This window comes from Fuerstiella marisgermanici, from assembly GCF_001983935.1.
Taxonomy (GTDB): Bacteria; Planctomycetota; Planctomycetia; order Planctomycetales; family Planctomycetaceae; genus Fuerstiella; species Fuerstiella marisgermanici.
On record NZ_CP017641.1, the window covers coordinates 6,225,320 to 6,242,575 of the forward strand.

General features: G+C 56.4%; 12 protein-coding genes. 7 read left to right on the plus strand and 5 right to left on the minus strand.

Annotation, left to right across the window (positions count from 1 at the left end):
* Positions 1-19: 19 nt before the first annotated feature.
* Positions 20-1,507, plus strand: a complete 1,488-nt coding sequence (locus Fuma_RS23355; protein ID WP_077026241.1) for a sulfatase — start codon at positions 20-22, stop codon at positions 1,505-1,507.
* 33 nt (positions 1,508-1,540) lie between these two features.
* A complete protein-coding gene (locus tag Fuma_RS23360; RefSeq protein ID WP_077026242.1) occupies positions 1,541-2,377 on the plus strand; it encodes a hypothetical protein in 837 nt (278 codons plus the stop codon).
* Positions 2,378-2,685: 308 nt separating this feature from the next.
* Here Fuma_RS23360 and Fuma_RS23365 read toward each other — a convergent pair whose 3' ends face one another.
* Positions 2,686-5,178, minus strand: coding sequence for a U32 family peptidase (locus Fuma_RS23365; RefSeq protein ID WP_229360724.1), 2,493 nt, complete (start codon positions 5,176-5,178; stop codon positions 2,686-2,688).
* Positions 5,179-5,564: 386 nt separating this feature from the next.
* Here Fuma_RS23365 and Fuma_RS23370 point away from each other — a divergent pair, with 386 nt between their 5' ends.
* The 3 genes from Fuma_RS23370 to Fuma_RS23380 all read left to right on the plus strand — a co-directional run bounded on the left by Fuma_RS23370 (position 5,565) and on the right by Fuma_RS23380 (position 9,051).
* Complete coding sequence (locus tag Fuma_RS23370) at positions 5,565-6,794, plus strand: peptidylprolyl isomerase (protein ID WP_077026243.1); 1,230 nt, start codon at positions 5,565-5,567, stop codon at positions 6,792-6,794.
* Between the two features lie 34 nt (positions 6,795-6,828).
* The gene (locus Fuma_RS23375; protein WP_077026244.1) at positions 6,829-7,776 is read left to right on the plus strand and encodes a dihydrodipicolinate synthase family protein; all 948 of its coding nucleotides are present in this window, start codon (positions 6,829-6,831) and stop codon (positions 7,774-7,776) included.
* Between the two features lie 123 nt (positions 7,777-7,899).
* Positions 7,900-9,051: a DUF1573 domain-containing protein gene (locus Fuma_RS23380; RefSeq protein ID WP_077026245.1), complete on the plus strand. Its 1,152-nt coding sequence runs from the start codon at positions 7,900-7,902 to the stop codon at positions 9,049-9,051.
* Between the two features lie 45 nt (positions 9,052-9,096).
* Here the strand turns inward: Fuma_RS23380 and Fuma_RS23385 are convergent, their stop codons facing one another.
* Positions 9,097-9,918 carry an SDR family NAD(P)-dependent oxidoreductase gene (locus tag Fuma_RS23385; protein WP_077026246.1) on the minus strand — a complete coding sequence of 274 codons (822 nt, stop codon included), beginning with the start codon at positions 9,916-9,918 and terminating at the stop codon, positions 9,097-9,099.
* Between the two features lie 445 nt (positions 9,919-10,363).
* Between Fuma_RS23385 and Fuma_RS23395 the strand changes: the two genes are divergently transcribed.
* Positions 10,364-11,350 (plus strand): HDOD domain-containing protein, encoded by a 987-nt coding sequence (locus tag Fuma_RS23395; RefSeq protein WP_077026248.1) that lies wholly within the window; start codon positions 10,364-10,366, stop codon positions 11,348-11,350.
* Positions 11,347-12,795, plus strand: a complete 1,449-nt coding sequence (gene sthA / locus Fuma_RS23400; protein WP_077026249.1) for a Si-specific NAD(P)(+) transhydrogenase — start codon at positions 11,347-11,349, stop codon at positions 12,793-12,795. The genes Fuma_RS23395 and sthA overlap by 4 nt, the downstream gene beginning before the upstream one ends.
* A 73-nt stretch (positions 12,796-12,868) precedes the next feature.
* Here the strand turns inward: sthA and Fuma_RS23405 are convergent, their stop codons facing one another.
* The 3 genes from Fuma_RS23405 to Fuma_RS23415 form a co-directional block, all read right to left on the minus strand.
* Positions 12,869-13,555 carry a response regulator transcription factor gene (locus tag Fuma_RS23405; RefSeq protein ID WP_077026250.1) on the minus strand — a complete coding sequence of 229 codons (687 nt, stop codon included), beginning with the start codon at positions 13,553-13,555 and terminating at the stop codon, positions 12,869-12,871.
* The gene (locus Fuma_RS23410) at positions 13,552-15,324 is read right to left on the minus strand and encodes a sensor histidine kinase (protein ID WP_077026251.1); all 1,773 of its coding nucleotides are present in this window, start codon (positions 15,322-15,324) and stop codon (positions 13,552-13,554) included. Before Fuma_RS23410 ends, Fuma_RS23405 begins: the two co-directional genes overlap by 4 nt.
* A gap of 346 nt (positions 15,325-15,670) precedes the next feature.
* Positions 15,671-17,059: a vWA domain-containing protein gene (locus tag Fuma_RS23415; RefSeq protein WP_083732267.1), complete on the minus strand. Its 1,389-nt coding sequence runs from the start codon at positions 17,057-17,059 to the stop codon at positions 15,671-15,673.
* Positions 17,060-17,256: the final 197 nt, after the last annotated feature.

A 17,256-nucleotide genomic window follows, 5' to 3' on the forward strand; every position in this document is an offset into this window, starting at 1 on the left:
CTTCGTAGAAAAGGCCAACATGAACCGACTCGCATGCCTGCTGTTTCTGTTCCTCGCAACGCCTGCCGCCAGCCTGGCCGCTAAGCCAAACATCGTGCTGATTTTCATCGATGACCTTGGCTGGAAAGACATCGGCTGCTACGGCAATGACTTCATCGACACGCCGCGTATTGATCAGCTGGCGAGCGAAGGCGTGCGGTTTACCGACTTCTATGCCGCTGGAGCGGTCTGCTCGCCGACTCGGTGCGCCGTGCAAGCCGGACAAAATCAGGCTCGTATTGGCATCACAGCTCACATCCCCGGCCACTGGCGTCCGTTTGAAAGAGTCATCACGCCGCAGACCACCATGGCGCTGCCGCTGGACACCGTAACGGTCGCCGAATCCCTGAAGGAAGCAGGCTACACCACGGGCTACGTGGGGAAGTGGCATCTGGGCAACGGGGCAGAATTTCAACCCGATCGACAGGGCTATGATTTTTCAGCCGTCATCAACGGGCCTCACCTTCCGGGCCGCTACAAGGTGCAGGGACTCGATGGTCCAAAGCCAAAACCGAATCAGTATCGCACCGACTTCGAAGCCGACCTGTCGATTGATTTCATCGCCCGCAGCAAAGACCAGAAGAAGCCCTTCTTTCTCATGCTGTCGCCGTTCGCGGTTCATATTCCGCTGGGAGCGATGTGCGCAAAGGTGGACAAGTACACTCAGCGAGCCGCCGAACAAAAGCGCAAGTTACCTCATCCGGTTTACGCAGCGATGGTCGAACACTGTGACGACATGGTGGGGCGAATCGTAGACGCAATCGACCAGCAGGGCCTGACAGACAACACGATGGTCATATTCACGTCAGACAATGGAGGCCTCTACCGCCGCTACGATTATCGCGAAGCGGCAGATGACAACGTCACAACGGTTGCTCCGCTGAAGGGTGAGAAAGGTTCGCTGCATGAAGGCGGTGTGCGAGTGCCTTTGATCGTGAAGTATCCGCCGCTCACAAAGCCCGGAAGTGAATGCAGCGAACCGACCATCAGCTACGACTTCTATCCTACGTTTGTCGACCTGGCAGGCGGCAAACTCCCGCAACATCAGACGATTGATGGACTCAGCCTGAAGCCGCTGCTGTCCGATCCATCGACAAAGCTGGACCGCACCGCGCTGCACTGGCACTACCCCCACTACCATCACGACCGCCCCGCCAGCAGCATTCGCGAACGCGACTGGAAGCTGATCGAATACCTGGACGGGACTGGCGACATTGAGGTCTACAATCTGGCCAACGATATTGGCGAAACAAAGAACCTGGCAACAGAAAAGCAGGGCAGGGCGGCCGACCTGAAACGCAAACTGCAAACATGGCGCACCAGCGTGAGTGCTCGAATGCCGATCCCGAATCCGAGCTACGACGCAGACCGAGCAGCAGAATGGTGGAGCATGCGCAGCGGTAAACCAATCGACAGCGAACGACGCAAACGGTTTCCACCGACGGAGAAGGCGGATACTCAGCGCTGAGTTGTTTACTGAGAACCAAATCCAGGAGACGCCATGACGCCTCAACCCGCCACCCGTACCGCCTTCGGTGGACCGCCGCTGTGCCCCTCCTGCGGCAGCGAACTCACGACCGCTCACGAACGTCACGAAAACATCTGCGGTGCTCTGGCGTGCCGCGGGCCATGGTTGCAACAGCAAATCGCCGAACAGAAGCGGAAGGAGAAAGCCGCGCAGGCGAGCATCGATGACGGAGGTCGTGAATACCTGCAACAGAAGTTCCCGGAGCTCCAGGAAAAGACGCAATCGGGCAAGTCGCTGCTGATTGTCGTCCCCGCCATTGACTACGACCAGGCACCTCAACCCGCCGAACGCGTCGCCGCCTTTCGCCGCGTGCTGGAAGAAGCGTGCGTCGAAGCTGAGCAACTGGCGAACCACCCACTCCGTCGCAACCGCCTGCTTAGCGGCTACGAACCGCGTGACAAAGACTGCGATTCGCGAGCCGTCATCAACGCGTGCAGCACGTGCCGCGGCTGGTGCTGTCGAATGGGACATCAACACGCGTACCTGTCACCCGAATTTCTCGCCTGGCGGTTTGTGCAGCACGAGTCGCTCACGTCGGAGGCAATGATCGACGACTACATCGACCGCATTCCGGAGAAATCTCAAAACGATTCGTGCTTGTACCACACCGAAATGGGCTGTGCTTTGCCGCGAGAAATCCGCAGCTCCACCTGCAACGACTTTCTGTGCCCTGGCTTGCGGCAGCACAAAGCAAGCATCGATCAGGATCCCCATCAGCCAACGGTTGTCGTCGCGTTTGATGGTGAGGAATACCTTCGAGCCGCCGATATGGATGCGGCAGGAAACCGTAACCAGCCGGACGGCGATTGATTGCCGTTCGCAGTTCGGTTTCTACCGTAAGAACGACCGCCCAACAGGTGCAGACCGGCGGGCGACACTTTGCCAAAGGATTTTGATTGAATGGCTGACAGATCAACCCCTCCCGCAATTTATTGCGGGAGGGGTCGATCGAGCGAAGCAAGATCGGGGGAGGGCCGAGCGCACAGTGCGGGCAGGAGCCGTTTTCGTGCCCGCTCGTAACTCGGAAGGTCGTGGCACACGTTCCAGCTGCAGCTGCGGCGGAACAAATTTCCACGGCGAAAGTTCCATCGGGGCGCCGGAGCCTACATTCGACGACCTTACAGAATCGCCAGTGGATTGCGGCGTTCTTCCAGGGTGCCGCGAGTAACGCCGACTCGGTTGCTGGCCTGTAACTGCTGCCAGACGTTGGCGCCCGTGATGTGGCCGCTTAGCAGGTCACGATACAGTTGCAGAGTTTCTCGCACGCGAGTGGCGTCGTCGTACAGAAATTCAATTCGAAAGCTTTGAACGCCGCGCTGCAGCAACGCGGGCACGACTTCGGCGGAACTTTGTGGTGTTGCGTTGAACAGCGTATTGCGGCAACCAACGTCGGCTGTTAACGGGTGCTCCATGCCAATGCGGTCGCGGAGTTCCACTTTGTGAAAATCGCAAGGGCGGCCGCAGTTTGTTTTATTGGTACCGGGCGACAGCACCGAACAGAACACGCAGTGCTCCATATGAAACATCGGCATGTGCTGGTGAATCACGATTTCCAGCCATTCCGACGGAACCACGCTGACCAGTTCCATCAGCTGATCACGATTCATATCGTAACTCGCCGTCACTCGCTCAGCACCATGCCGCATCAGGTATTCGGCCGTCAGTTCGTTGGTGACGTTCAGCGAAAAATCGGCCACGGTGGGGATGTTGAGGTCTCGAAAAAAGGCGAGGCCAGAAAGGTTTCGGATGAGAACACCTTCCGGCTCGTGTTTGGCCATGGCTTTGAAGAGGCCCATTTCTCCGGGCTTCTGAATGCGGGGCGTCGCCGGAAAAACCTGCACTCCGGCATCACGACCAACAACGACGGCGTCACGATATTGCCGAATATCAGCGAAGTCGGCGTAGACGACCGGTGATGATTCGTTGGCGGCGAATTCTTCAACCACCACGCGAAGTTGCTCAAGAGAACGGCACAACGCGTTGAGCTGCGTGGCACGTTTCGCAGGAACAATACCTGAAGCCTCACCGTTTGGATTTGCTGTTCCATTGATCGCAGCGCGAAGTCGCGGCAGCCCTGGTTCCGGTGCAATACTTCGCGGTGTGGCGATGTCGGCTTTGTTAAGTCGCTCGATCATCTCGCGTCGTAGTTGCCCAAGAACACTTAACGGCACCATCGGGCCGCCTTCAATTTTCGCGCGCACGTCGCGCAGTTCGAAAATGGTGGCTCCCAGTCGACCGAGTTGTTCACGAACAACGTCTTCCGTCAACGCATGCTTTCGTGCTAGCTCAAGAACGGCTTCCGAAGTGACTTCGCAACCAGCCCTGTTAGAGACCGTCGCCCGTATTCGCAGCGGCTCGCCAACAATGGCCGTCACCTCGACATCGAGGGCAACTCGTCGGCGAGCATCCGGGCCAGCAAAAGTGGCTCGCAAGCGTTTGTTTAACTTTGGATCATCGGTCTTCCAAACCTTCAGACCAACATTCAATGCGGAAACGTCGACGCCGTACTGATCAAACGCCAGCTCGACGGTCCCTCCCTCTGCTGGACCGCTCAAACGCTGGCTATCGCGAAAGACTTCGTAGACTCGGCCACCCTGTTCGGCGTTCTGTTCGCGATCTCCTTCGAACACAACACCGTCGCCCGCTGCGATTGCACTTTCCAACCGCACGGTCACTCGGTCATACGACACGCCAACAACTTCCCCCAGCAACACGCCTCGCTTGGCCGAACTTGTGGCGGGGACCAGCATCTTATGATCGCAGCCTTCCAGCCAGCCCGGACTAAAGCCGCGCGAAAACGACATTTCGACATCGTTGATTTCGCGTCGAGTGAACTCCGCCTTTCGGCCAGCAACCGCTGCATCAATTGCTCGACGATAATGCTGCACAGTGTTGGCGACATATTCCGGCGTCTTCAGCCGACCTTCAATCTTGAACGAACAGATGCCCGCCTCGATCAGGTCGGTCGTCAAAGCGTACGCCGCCAGGTCCTGAGGACTCAGCAGATACTTCTGATCGCCGAGATCCACGTCGTCGCCATCGCAAATCAAATCGTAGGCCAGCCGACACGCCTGAGCACACTGGCCCCGATTGGCGCTGCGTCCGCCGAGCGATTCGCTCGTCAGGCACTGGCCGGAGTACGCGACACACAACGCTCCGTGAATGAACGCTTCCAGTGGCATGTCGGTCTTACTGCTGATGTTACGAATTTCACTGATGGATAATTCGCGCGGCAGGACGACTCGTTCCATCCCCAGATCCTGCGCTACGGCGATGCATTCGGCGCTGGTCAACGTCATTTGCGTGGACGCGTGCAAACTCAATTCCGGGCACACTTCACGCAGCAGTCGAGCAACGCCCAGGTCCTGAACCAGCACCGCGTCCACGTCGGCCGCCGCCAATTTCCGACCGACTTCTTCCATGCGAGGGAGCTCGTCCGTGAACGCCAGGGTGTTCAACGTCACGTAGCCTTTCACGCATCGCCGATGCAGAAACTCCATCAACCCATCAACGTTGTCCAGCCGAAAATTGGTCGCTCGAGCGCGCGCGTTGAAGCCGGAATCCAGTCCCAGGTAAACCGCGTCCGCGCCGTTTTCCACGGCCGCTCGCACGCAGTCCCAATCGCCCGCCGGTGCGAGCAGCTCCGGGGCTTGAGCGGTCGCTTGGGCGGCTGATGTGCGCGGGAGCGCGGCAGAAGTGGGTGGTTGAGGGCGAATTTGAGTTTTCCTTATTTTTAAGTCGTTGCGGCCCCTCAGTTTATCCGAAGGTTTCCGGCGTATCTGCGTTACAGCCGAACACGTGGCACCTTCCCAAAACTGAACACCAGCACGGCAATAACTGCCGACGTCAGCTTGTCGTGTTGAAAATGCCTCCATTTTCCGGCCGTTCGGGTAGCCCGCAGCCGGAACCGCTCTTGCCGGAGGCTCGCCAATCACCGTATATTTCCGGTCCTTAGGCGACGTCGACCGCCAACCGCACCATCTGCACGGAAGCAATTGTGCTCAATTTTCAGACCTTTCCCATCGCCGCTGACCGGCTGCGCAGACTGTTTGCAGTTCTGCTATGCGGTTTGCTGCCCTGCCTTTGCCTGGCAGGATGCGCAGGAAAAACTCTGGTCGATGACAATCCGGTGTTCTCCGAAACGCCGCCACGGCGGGCACTCACCAACCGTTCATCGGTTGCAGAATCGGATGAACTGCCCAGTTCGGTTGTAAGAACGGTCAGCTACGATTCCACATCGCCTGAACCGCTGACCGGAAACTCAGTCGTGGCCGAAGTCAACGGGAGTCCAATTTTTGTGGACGACCTGATCGGCAGCATTCGACTGACCGTGGAAAGCAATCCCAACCTGAAGCCCGAACAGGTGCAGCAAATTTTGCATCAGGAAATCAAGCCGCGCTTAACCAACTACATCGAGCAGGAAATCGCAATTCAGGCGTTGCGAAAAGCCATTCCGGAAGATCGCCAGCAACTGGTGCGAGACTCGCTTGAAGAACCGTTTCAAACCGAAGTCATCGCAAAAATCAAAGCCGATAAGAATCTGGAAACTGATCAGCAGTTAAACGAACTGCTGGCCACTCAGGGATTGTCGATCGAGCTGCTGCGTGAAAGTTTCTTCCGCGTTCAGATGGCTCAGGGTTACCTTTCCAGCGTGGTCGATGTTTCCGACATTGTCGACCGCGCAGAAATGCTGGAATACTACAAAACTCATCGCGAAGACTTCACATCAAAAGAACGGCTTCGCTGCCAGGAGATTGTCGTACAGTTCGCTCGACACGGTGGCCGTGAAGGAGCCAAAGAGCGGATGGCCAAAGTTGTAGAAGCCCTGAACGACGGCAAAGAATTTCCCGAAGTCGCCGAAGAATTTTCCGACGCTCTAAGTGCCGAACAACGCGGAGACATGGGCTGGCTGGAACCCGGCAGCCTGGCGGACAAAGAGGCCGAGAAGAAAATCTTCGCGGCGAAACCGGGCGAGACAACTGAAGTGTTTGAACAGGATGATCGCTTCGAAATCTTCCGCGTGGTGACTCATGAATTCGCCACGACAGCGCCGTTTCAGCAGGTGCAGGAACAGATCAAGGAGAAAATCATTCAGCAGAGACTGGTGGACGCCCGTCAAAATGCAATGACAGAACTCCGCGAAAAAGCGACGATCATCACGATGTACGACAACGCCGAATCGGGAACGGCGGCGGCCCACGATAGCTTTTCCCTGCCAAACCGATAGCTTGCGGTCGCTATCACCTGTCCGAGAATCAACCATGTCTGCAACTCAACCGGGCCCCATTCTCCGCAACCGCAAAATCACCGGCATGTCAGCCGTGCTACTGCCTTTTGCCGCCGACCATTCCGTCGATTGGCCCGCATTTGACGCTCATGTCGAACGCACGATGGAAGCTGGCCTCGTACCCGCTGTCAACATGGACACCGGATACGTGAATTTGCTGGACGATGCCACACGCAACGAAGTGCTGGATCGCACAAAACGCCTGACCGCTGGGAAGATGTTTGTCGCCGGTGCCTATCTGTCGGATCAGCCAGGCGCGAACTATAACCAAGACGTTTATGTTCGCCGTATGAACGAGATCGAAGCGGCGAACGGCGTACCGGTGATCTTTCAATCGTACGGTTTGACAGAACAAAGCGACGAAGGCATCACGAAGGCGTATCAAAACCTGTCGAAGGAATGCGACAGGTTTATCGGCTTTGAACTGGGCACCGTCTTTCTGCCATTCGGAAAAATTTACTCGCTGGACGTGTACCGCGAACTGATGAATTTGCCCAATTGCATCGGTGCGAAACATTCATCGCTGCGACGCGATCTGGAATGGCAACGACTGGCCCTGCGAAACGAAGTGCGACCTGACTTCATGGTGCTGACTGGCAACGACTTGGCCATCGACATGGTGATGTACGGCAGCGATTATTTGTTGGGCTTAAGCAGCTATTGCCCGGACCTGTTCGGCGTACGCGACCGCATGTGGGCCGCTGGCGATTCCAACTTCTACCAGCTTAACGACATCCTGCAATATCTCGGCTTCTTCGGTTTTCGGACGCCCGTCGCCGCGTACAAGCATACGTGTGCTCAGTTTCTGCATCTGCGCGGCATGCTGAATTCAAACCTGACTCATCCAGACGCTCTGAAACGCCCCGACACGGATCTCCCGATTCTGGAGGCGATCGTTGAACAGCTGGCAGAGTATGTCTGACTATAGCAACTTACGTTTTATTGTGGACGGTCCAGGCTCGTGGGAACCAAACCGATTTCCGCGGCCACAAGTCAGCGTGAAACGCCGTAAAAACACCATTTCGCGATCAGCAAGCCGTTACCCATGAACGAAGCAGAAACCAACGTGAGCCCACGCAAGGCAGGCCTATTGCTGCTGTGCGGTTTGTTGCCGTGTTTTGCGTCAGCCGCGTTCACCATGCGCAGCGAGGCACTGCCACCGCTGGCGGCGACAAAGCCACGGCCATCCCTGGTGTTCGCTCCGTATTTGTATCATCACGGCGAATTCCCGGTCGAACCGGGTTCAACACTGTATTCGGAGTTCGTGTTTCGCAACGACGGCAACGAAGTAGTGAATATCGGTGAGATCGAACGAAGTTGTGGTTGCCTGTCGCCGAGACTTTCCGCCAATAAACGAGACGTTGCTCCCGGCGAAACAGGATCGTTCATTGTGCCGCTGCAGACGATCAAGCAGGCACCCGGTCCGCACGAATACACGCTCACGGTGCACTACACCGACCCTCAGCCGCAGACCGCCACACTTAGCATCAAAGCGACCTTCCCGAAAAAGATGGTCGTCGTGCAACCAACGGCTCTGTACCTGTCGCAGAACACGGAGAAATCCGTGCCGTTCCAGGTGGCGATCAACGACTTTCGAGACAAGACACTGAAGGTCACCGAAGTCCAAACAACCGCATGGTTTGTATCGGCAAAGAAAACAAGTTCATCGGGTTCTCAGATCGTGCAAACCGCGTATACGGAAAAGGAAGAAGGCGCGAGCGACGACGACGAATATCTGCCGGCAGCTCATCTTCAAATCGATGGCGAAGTGGCGGGAGGAATTCCGGCCGGGCATCATGACGTCGTGATTGCCGCGAAGACCGACGATCCGGAATTCCCCGTGATCACGGTACCCATGACGATTAACGGTCCATCGTACCCGGCCGGCGAAGCGCCCATGGCATCGCCTGCTCAGTTTCGATTGGTGGCCGGCAACCATCCTTCGGCTCGACGTTCGGAAACCGTAAAAGTCATCATGCCGCACCACTGGAAGGTGTCGCACGCCGCCGCATGGCCGGAAGCGTTGAGTGTCGAATTCGACGAAGGTGTCGCCATTTCGGACTCTCAAAAGGTGGTCACTATGCAGGTCGAGCTAACCGAACTGCCAGCCGCCGGAACAGAACACGGCGTCGTTCAATTGATTGCAAACGAAGGCAATGATCTGGTCACCGTGAAGGCGATGTTCTACTGGCCGTAAGTAACATCTGCGTCCTAACACTTCACACCAGAAATCTCAGTTTGATCATTTCTGCTTTGCGTCGACCGCTCGTTTGACGAACTTCTTCGACACCGCAGTAACCAGCATTTCGCCCAGGCGAGGGAACATCTCACGCAGAATGAGTGCCGGGCGCACGGGCGGCCAGTTGACGATTTGTTCGGGATGACCGGACTGAATGGCTTTCACAACCGCACCAGCCACAGCAGTTGCCGTTGTTGAACCCAACGCACCAGACGCCTTTTTGCCCGATGCCGCGACCATGCGATCGTAGATGCCACCGCTTTTTGTGAAGCCGGGACAGATTGCAGTGGCCGTGATGCCGTGTTCGAGATACTCGCCGCGAAGTCCCTGAGTGAACGCGACCAGCCCCGCTTTGGTGGCACCGTATACGCTTTCGTATGCGGGACAATGCTTGCCCGCGGTCGACGCCATATTGATGATCGCTCCCGACTTTTGCTGCAGCATGTGCGGGATCACCATCCGCGTCAGCAAAATCGCAGACGTAAGATTCGTTTCGATCGTCTGGATAATGTCGTCGGTTTCCAGTCTCTCGAAGTAGTCGAAACACTCGACACCGGCATTGTTGACCAGCACGTCAATGCGACCGAATTTCGCCAGCGTCTTATCCACCAGATCGCTTAGATCGTTCGGATCAGACACGTCGGCTCGCGCGACCAGAACTCGACAACCATTGGCTGAAAGTTCGTCAGCCAGTTGCTGCAATTTGTCTTCGGATCGTGCGGCAATCACCAAAGCCGCTTTTTCTTTTGCCAGGCGGTGCGCGATTTCCCGGCCGATACCAGCCGAAGCGCCCGTGATAATGACAATCCTGTCATGCAATGTCATACGCACATATCTTTGTGTCCGGCTGCCGACGAAAACCGGCGAACAATCTGCCCGAAAACCTGCATGAGCTGCGACGCTTTCGAAATCGTTTGGGTTGAAATTTCACCACGTGTGGCCAGAACGCGGATCTGACAGGAACAGAAAACGTTGTGACGATCGCGTGATCCACTGGTCGTCAGCCTCATCGCGGAGCATGGCATATTCGCAACACCTGGTCGATCGGAATCCCAAATTTTTTTGGGAACCCGAGCAGCAAAAATTTGCCGCGGAAGCGCGAATTCCGGGGAAAATTGACAAGGGCGTGCCGCATAAATGGGCACGCCAAACCCGATGGCGAACACACAGCGTTGGTCTGCCAATTCACCTGATCGACCTGCTTCTCGCAAATCGGCGGCAGCCCGCACAATCTCCCTGATCGGACCATTGTTGCGAAAATGCAACGAATATGGCGATTCGAACACCGCAACAACGCAAGACGTCGGACGGAACCACGATTGCCCGAATGGTTCACATCCTTCCGAGCAAAGTGATCACTCCACGACGTCGTGGGCAGTCACGAAAGACGTTCAACATGACAACTCAACTTAGTACCGAAACGGCATCGACCGAAACCGAACTGCTGGAAGTCGCACGTTCGATCCTGTCCGCCAGCGATTACGAACTGCCCGTCCTGCCGGAAGTGTCCGTTCAGCTTCTGAAGCTAACGGCAGACGTTGACTGCAACCCGCGAGACATCGTTGACCTGTTCAAACGCGATCAGTCTCTGACCGGACACCTGCTAAAAATCGCAAACTCAGTGCGATACACGTCCGGCCAGACCGTGACGTCGATTCAGCAGGCGGTGGCTCGCATGGGGCTGCTGCGAGTACGTGAAATCGTGATGGTGATTTCCTGCCAAAGCAAGATTTTCAACGTCGCCGATTTCGAAACAGACGTTCGTGAATCCTTCGAACGATCACTGGCGACGGCCGCGTTTTCTCAGGAGATCGCACGCGTTCGGCGACTGAATGTGGAGGACGCATTTCTGTGCGGTCTACTGCACGACGTGGGGCGTCCGGTTTTGTTTCAGTCGCTTTCTGATCATCGAGCATCCACAGAATCACCGGCTTCAAATCAGGCCGTCCGCTATGCCGCCGATCAACTTCGCATACCAATGGCAGAGAAGCTGGTGCGATCGTGGGACCTGCCTGAGCGACTTGAAACCATCATCCGAAATCAGGCGACGCCGCTGGAGGCCGAAGAATATGACCAGCAGGCGGCGATTCTGAATCTGGCGATGGACCTCGCGACGCTTGCGCTGGACGACCAGAAAGAAATGCCCTCACAACTGGATCACCCAATGATTGGCGTGTTGAACCTATACCCGGAAGACGTCGGCAACATCATTAGTCAGCACACAACAATCCTGGAGTGGGTAGGAGCGACCGCATGATTGCAGCAAATGATCACTATGATGTTGTCGTCATTGGAAGCGGTCCGGCCGGACAAAATGCAGCGATTGAAGCGGCCAATCATGGAGCTCGCGTGCTGATTGTCGAACGCGAAAAACAGGTTGGCGGAGCGTGCGTGCAATACGGCACAATCCCCAGCAAGACATTGCGTGAAACGGCACTGACACTGACGGCGTTCCGGCGTCGCAGCGGTGGCGTTTACGAAATCAGCCACGACAGCCAGCTCAGCATCTCCAGCCTGATGACCCGTCTGGACGAAGTCGTACAGGCGCACCAGAACGCAACTCAGCAGTGTCTGGAAATGGCCAATGTAGAACGAGCTCAGGGCAGGGCGTCATTCGTTTCGACTCACGAAATTGCCATCAAGGGCGTCACCGGTGAAACGCGAACAGTGACGACTCAATACGCTGTCATCGCCACTGGGTCGCGACCTCGAAATCCTTCCAACGTGGACGTTGATCACGAAAACATTCTTGACAGCGACTCCGTGTTGTCCATGACGTACCTGCCGCGTTCCATTGTGGTGCTCGGTGGCGGCGTGATCGCCTGTGAGTACGCGGCCACGTTTGCGTCGCTCGGTGTGAAGGTCACGATGGTCGACAAGTGGCCCAGTCCACTTGGGTTTCTGGACTCCGACCTCGTCGAAGTTTTCGTCGATCACTTTCGATCCAACGGCGGCGAATTCCGAGGCAACTGCGACGTCTCGTCGATCGACTGGGATGGCATCAGTTCCGCCCGCGTGTTTTGCAACGACGGTGAAGTTCTGACTGCCGATAAAGCGCTAGTTGCTCAAGGCCGTGTCGCCAACGTGGAATCATTGAATATCGAAAAGGCCGGACTGAAGTCGACCGTACGTGGCCTTCTGGCGGTTAACGGACACTGCCAGACAGACGTGCCGCATATCTACGCAGTCGGTGACACGATCGGCCCACCTGCGTTGGCATCGGCGTCCATGGAGCAGGGTCGGCGAGCCATGTGTCACGCGTTTTCGGGATCGTCAGAGGCGTCGTCGACGCTGATTCCTTCCGGCATCTACACGATTCCGGAAATGGCCACGGTGGGGCTGACAGAAAAAGAAGTGATTGCCGAACACGGCGGAGCGATGGTCGGCAAAGTCGACTTCAGCCGCCTCGCGCGAGCCCACATCATGGCGTCGTCTTCGGGAATCCTGAAACTCGTCGCGGATCCGCAGGGGCAAAGACTACTGGGCGTACAAATTGCCGGCGATGGAGCCACCGAACTGGTGCATCTTGGCCAAATGGCTTTGCTGAACAACATGACGGTCGACACATTCGCCACCACGGTGTTCAACTTCCCCACAATGGCCGAAGGCTACCGGCTGGCGGCACTGGATATCATTTATCGACGCGACAAACACAAGGAAGCCACGACCGTTGACCGCCAGACGGAACTGCAGTTGTCGTAGCTTGCCGTCGAACTACGATCACAAGATCGGATTGGACTGCTGACAGCCGCTATCGGCGTGCTCACAGCAGCATTCAATCGGCCGGATCATACCGATACCCAACGCCATGCACCGTGCAGATCAGTTGCGGATTCTTCGCGTCGACTTCCACTCGCTTGCGCAACTGCGAAACATGCTGGTCCAGTGTCCGACTGTTTGGAAAATAGTCCTCGCCCCACGCATGGTTGAAGATCGTGTTCCGGTCCATGGCTCTGCCCGGATTGTCGTGCAGCAACTGCAGAATTTTCACGTCTCGCGGGCTAAGATCGATGACGACTTCGTCACGAATTGCACGCAACTCGGCCGGCAGCACTTTCAACCCGCCCATGCAAAATTCTGCGATGGTGTGGGACGATGCCGCACAGCACCGCCGCGCCACGGCGCGAACGCGAGCCACCACTTCGCGAACGCTAAACGGCTTGGCAATGAAGTCGTCAGCGCCGACGTCAAACCCAACCAACCGGTCCACTTCTTCCGCCTTCGCGCTGATAAAGATGATCGGCACTTCGGGTGAAACTGACCTGATCGAACGGCAGGCTTCATAGCCGCTTTGGCCGGGCATCATGATGTCCAGACAGACGAAGTCCGGTTGCTGGTCGCGGAACTGTCGAACGGCTTCTGTCCCGTCGGCGGCTGCGACCACTTGATAGCCTTCGCCCTCCAATAGCTCGGCCAAACCTTCGCGTGTGTATCGATCGTCTTCTGCGACGAGTACTTTCATATTGAGCATGCCTTTATTGTGGCTCGAAACCAGCAGCCGGAGTCGCTGTCCATCAAAAGCACATCGCCGCCATGCAGTCGAGCCAGTTCGCGGGCGATCGACAGTCCGATACCTGTACCAGCCGCATAGCTAACATCATTGGTAACGCGCGCGAAAGGTTCGAAAACGGCGCCTCGCTTGGCTGGTGGGATGCCGGGGCCGGCGTCACAAATATCCAATGTCAGCACACCGCTCTCAACGCTGCTGCGAACATTCAGCGAGCCACCGCTGGCCGCGTACTTTTCCACATTGCTGATCAGATTTCCGAGAATCTGCTCCAGAAAATCAGGGTCGATCTGCATCGCTGAATCTGCGTTGCCATCGAACGTCGTTTCGATCTGCTGATCTACAAAGGCCGGCCGGAACCGATCCATAATTCGTTCGATCAACTGATCAGGCCTCACCTCGCGCGGTTGCAGCTGAAGCGTCTTGCGTTGTTGCCGAGCGAACGTCAGCACGTTGCCGATCAAACGGGTGAGTCGCTGGCCTTCAGAAAGAATGATCTCCAGCCGTTGTTTCGGCTTTTCAGCTTCGGCACTGGATACGCCGTCAAGGTCACGTTCCAGCAGTTCCGCGTACATACGGATGTTCGTCAGTGGCGTCTTGAGTTCGTGCGAAACCTGATTCACGAAACTCACCTGCTGCGACGCTTCTTTCATGTCTCGCGCATATTCGCGGACAAAGAAGAACGAGATCACTCCCAGCGCCGCCGCTACGGCTGCGAGACTGGCGAACAGACTAAGATGCACGCTACGACCAGTGCCCGCTGTAAGCTGTGCGACGGGGACAAAGCATTGCAGCCGCCATGACGCCAGCGGCACCGCCAGAGGAACTTCGCACAGCGGCTTTGCATCGTCGGGCGGTTCGAAATTCCCCCACTGATACACAGGCGCGGCGGCAGAATTGACCAGCCGAACTCGCGTTTCGATACTGCGTTCACTGCCGGGATCGCTGGCAACAGTTTCGGGCAACTGAGCCACCAGATCCGCCATCCAGCGAGCTCTTTCCAGGGCACACCCAACGATATGCCCGGATGGTCGTCGCTGCCAATAGATCAGATTCAGCCCTCGATCCCAGTACCACACAAACCAGCCGCTCGATTCTTCAAACGCCTCCAGGTTTTGTACGGGGGCCGCCCGGTAAGCCTCTTCAACAAGTTGCTTCTGAACGGGTGCCTGAGACTGTTGGTCCAGCCCTGGCGACGAACGATACTGCAGCGCCGCCTGACTGCGGCCTAACGGTTCAGAATCAGCCTTGGATTGCATTGTCGGCGCTACCGACGAGACAGCGTTGCCAAGCTGATCAACGGCCTCCTGCTCTGAACGGATGACGGTTTCCTTGAGGTCTTTTCCGGTGAACATCTTCGCGGCCTGCACCAAAAATTGCCGCTCATTGGTATTAAGGTCTCCAGCCGGATCCGGATACGAAAGCTGTCCTTCGGGATTCAGTACGAACAATTGCAACAGGCGCGGTTCGCTGCGATTGGTCTGCCGCAGCGACTCCAATTCAAAGTCGTCAATCGCCGTGATGCGACTCAAAGAACGTTCGAGATCTTCAACAAACGCGACGACGTTGACATTCACGTCCTGCAGCCGATCTTCCATTAGTTCTCGGAACCGCTGCTGCACGACAACTTGTTCGTTTTCCGCGATGCGCAGAATGGCCCACGTCAATGCGGCCAGGGGCAGCACGATGATCAGCGTGATCAAAATGACGGGACGAAGTTTCACGGAAGAAGCCTAACGAGGCCCGTGCCTCAGACCATTCGAGCGACCGCTCGGAAACGCTTCCGGTGGTCGCTCTGCAAACTGGACTCAATGTGAACAAGTTGTCTTCAATCAGAAGTCTACAGCGTTTCACGCTGACTTGTGGCCGTGGAAATCGGTTTTTGTCCCACGTGGGCCGGTTCCCACGAGCCAGAACCGTCCACAACAAAAAGTAAATTGCTCTAACGGCAGGAGAACGATTCGCGAAAGAAGCCCGGCATTTTGAATGCCGGGCTTCGTGACCATTCAGATTTCACCTGACGACAAAGCATTCACCACGTAACCAGGACGTCCATGGCTCGCCGCAGCACTACGGTGACGACGAACTCTTGGGGGCCACCGAACTTTTGGCTCGCTGCTGCGAATCCACTTCGCTCTGGTAACTGCGGAAACTTTTGCGAACAAGGTTCGATGCGGGCGCGTTATTGCTTTCCACGCCTTTCAATCCTTCAAACGCGAAGGAGTTCTGCCTGGCCAGGGCTTGTAGGCGGACTTCGTTTTCCGGGCATTTTAGAGCGTTAATTTTCAGGAAATCCACGTTGTCCTTCAACACCTGTCGACAACCGGCGAAGTTGCCTTCGTCAAGAAGCTTCGTTGCCAGCTTGCTCTGTTCACTCGAAACCAGAGCCACGACATCGGCCAGCACTTTGCTGTTCACACTGCCTTCGACCTTTGCATCGTCGTCACTAAATTCTACTTTGGCCGCGCCGCTTAGCTTATCGCTTTCGTGAGTTTTCATATTGGCATACGTGACGGCAACCTTTGCCAGTTCCAGCTTCGTGTCTTTTTCCGACGCGGGCAATTCGACTTCGATGACGATGTGGCGATCCTGTTCGCTGTAGATCTGAGCCATCCGAGTCACAACCTTCTGGCCGTTGATCTGAGCTTCGTTGCCGAGGACTCGTACCGGTCGAATGCCCTCAGGAATCGTGACCGTCATGTCCACTTCCTGAGCAATCACCGACAACACGTCATCGAATTCGCTGCGAAAAATGTCTGCCAGTTCCGAAGCATCTTCGATAAACAGATGATTGCCGCCGCTGGTCGACGCCAGCTGAACCATCAGGTCTTCGTTGTAGCCCAAGCCCAAACCCAAAGTCGACACGCTGATGTTTTCCTTCAGCATCGACTTGCCAAGGTTTCCAAGTTCCCCCGGAGAGGACGGCCCCACATTGGCCAGGCCATCAGACAGCAGGATGACGCGGTTCACACGCTCCTTATCCAAAAACTTGCGAACCTCCGCCGCACCTTTGCTGACGCCTGCAAACAACGCCGTGTTGCCGCCGGGCCGAATGGCGTTGATGGCTTTGATCACACTCTCTTTGTCCGTCAGCTTAGTCGCTGGGACCAGCACGTTGACGGTTGAGTCGTAGGTAATAATTGAAACGATGTCTTCGTCTCGAAGCAGTCGAATCGCGTCAATCGCGGCTTCGCGAGCTCGCTTGATCTTTTCGCCATTCATCGAACCCGATTTGTCCAGCACGATGGCAAGGTTCACGCCTGGCCGCACCTTCTCCGATTCCAGCTTAAAGCCATGCAGGCCAACTCGAATCCACGTAGTTGTTTTTTCACCGGACTTCAGCAGGCTGTTGACGGGCGATACATCCAGTTTCACTTGCTGACTATCAGCGTTTGCGACACCGGTTGCGGCCAGGACAGCTGTGGCCGCCAGTAGTTTGAATGCTGTGAGTTTCATCATTGGTCTCCGATTTCCATCCGAAAGGTCGAATTGGCCGTCAGGCCGAAAAGCAATCTTCGTTGCTACGGAGAATTAGACGCGCAATCGCCCAACAGGTGGTCAGCCACCTGTAAGAACCATGTAAAAAACTTGTCAGAGCCGGTACGCACCGGCGGGCGATTGGCGTGGTGGGCGGGTGAGCTGGGCGGACGCTGAAT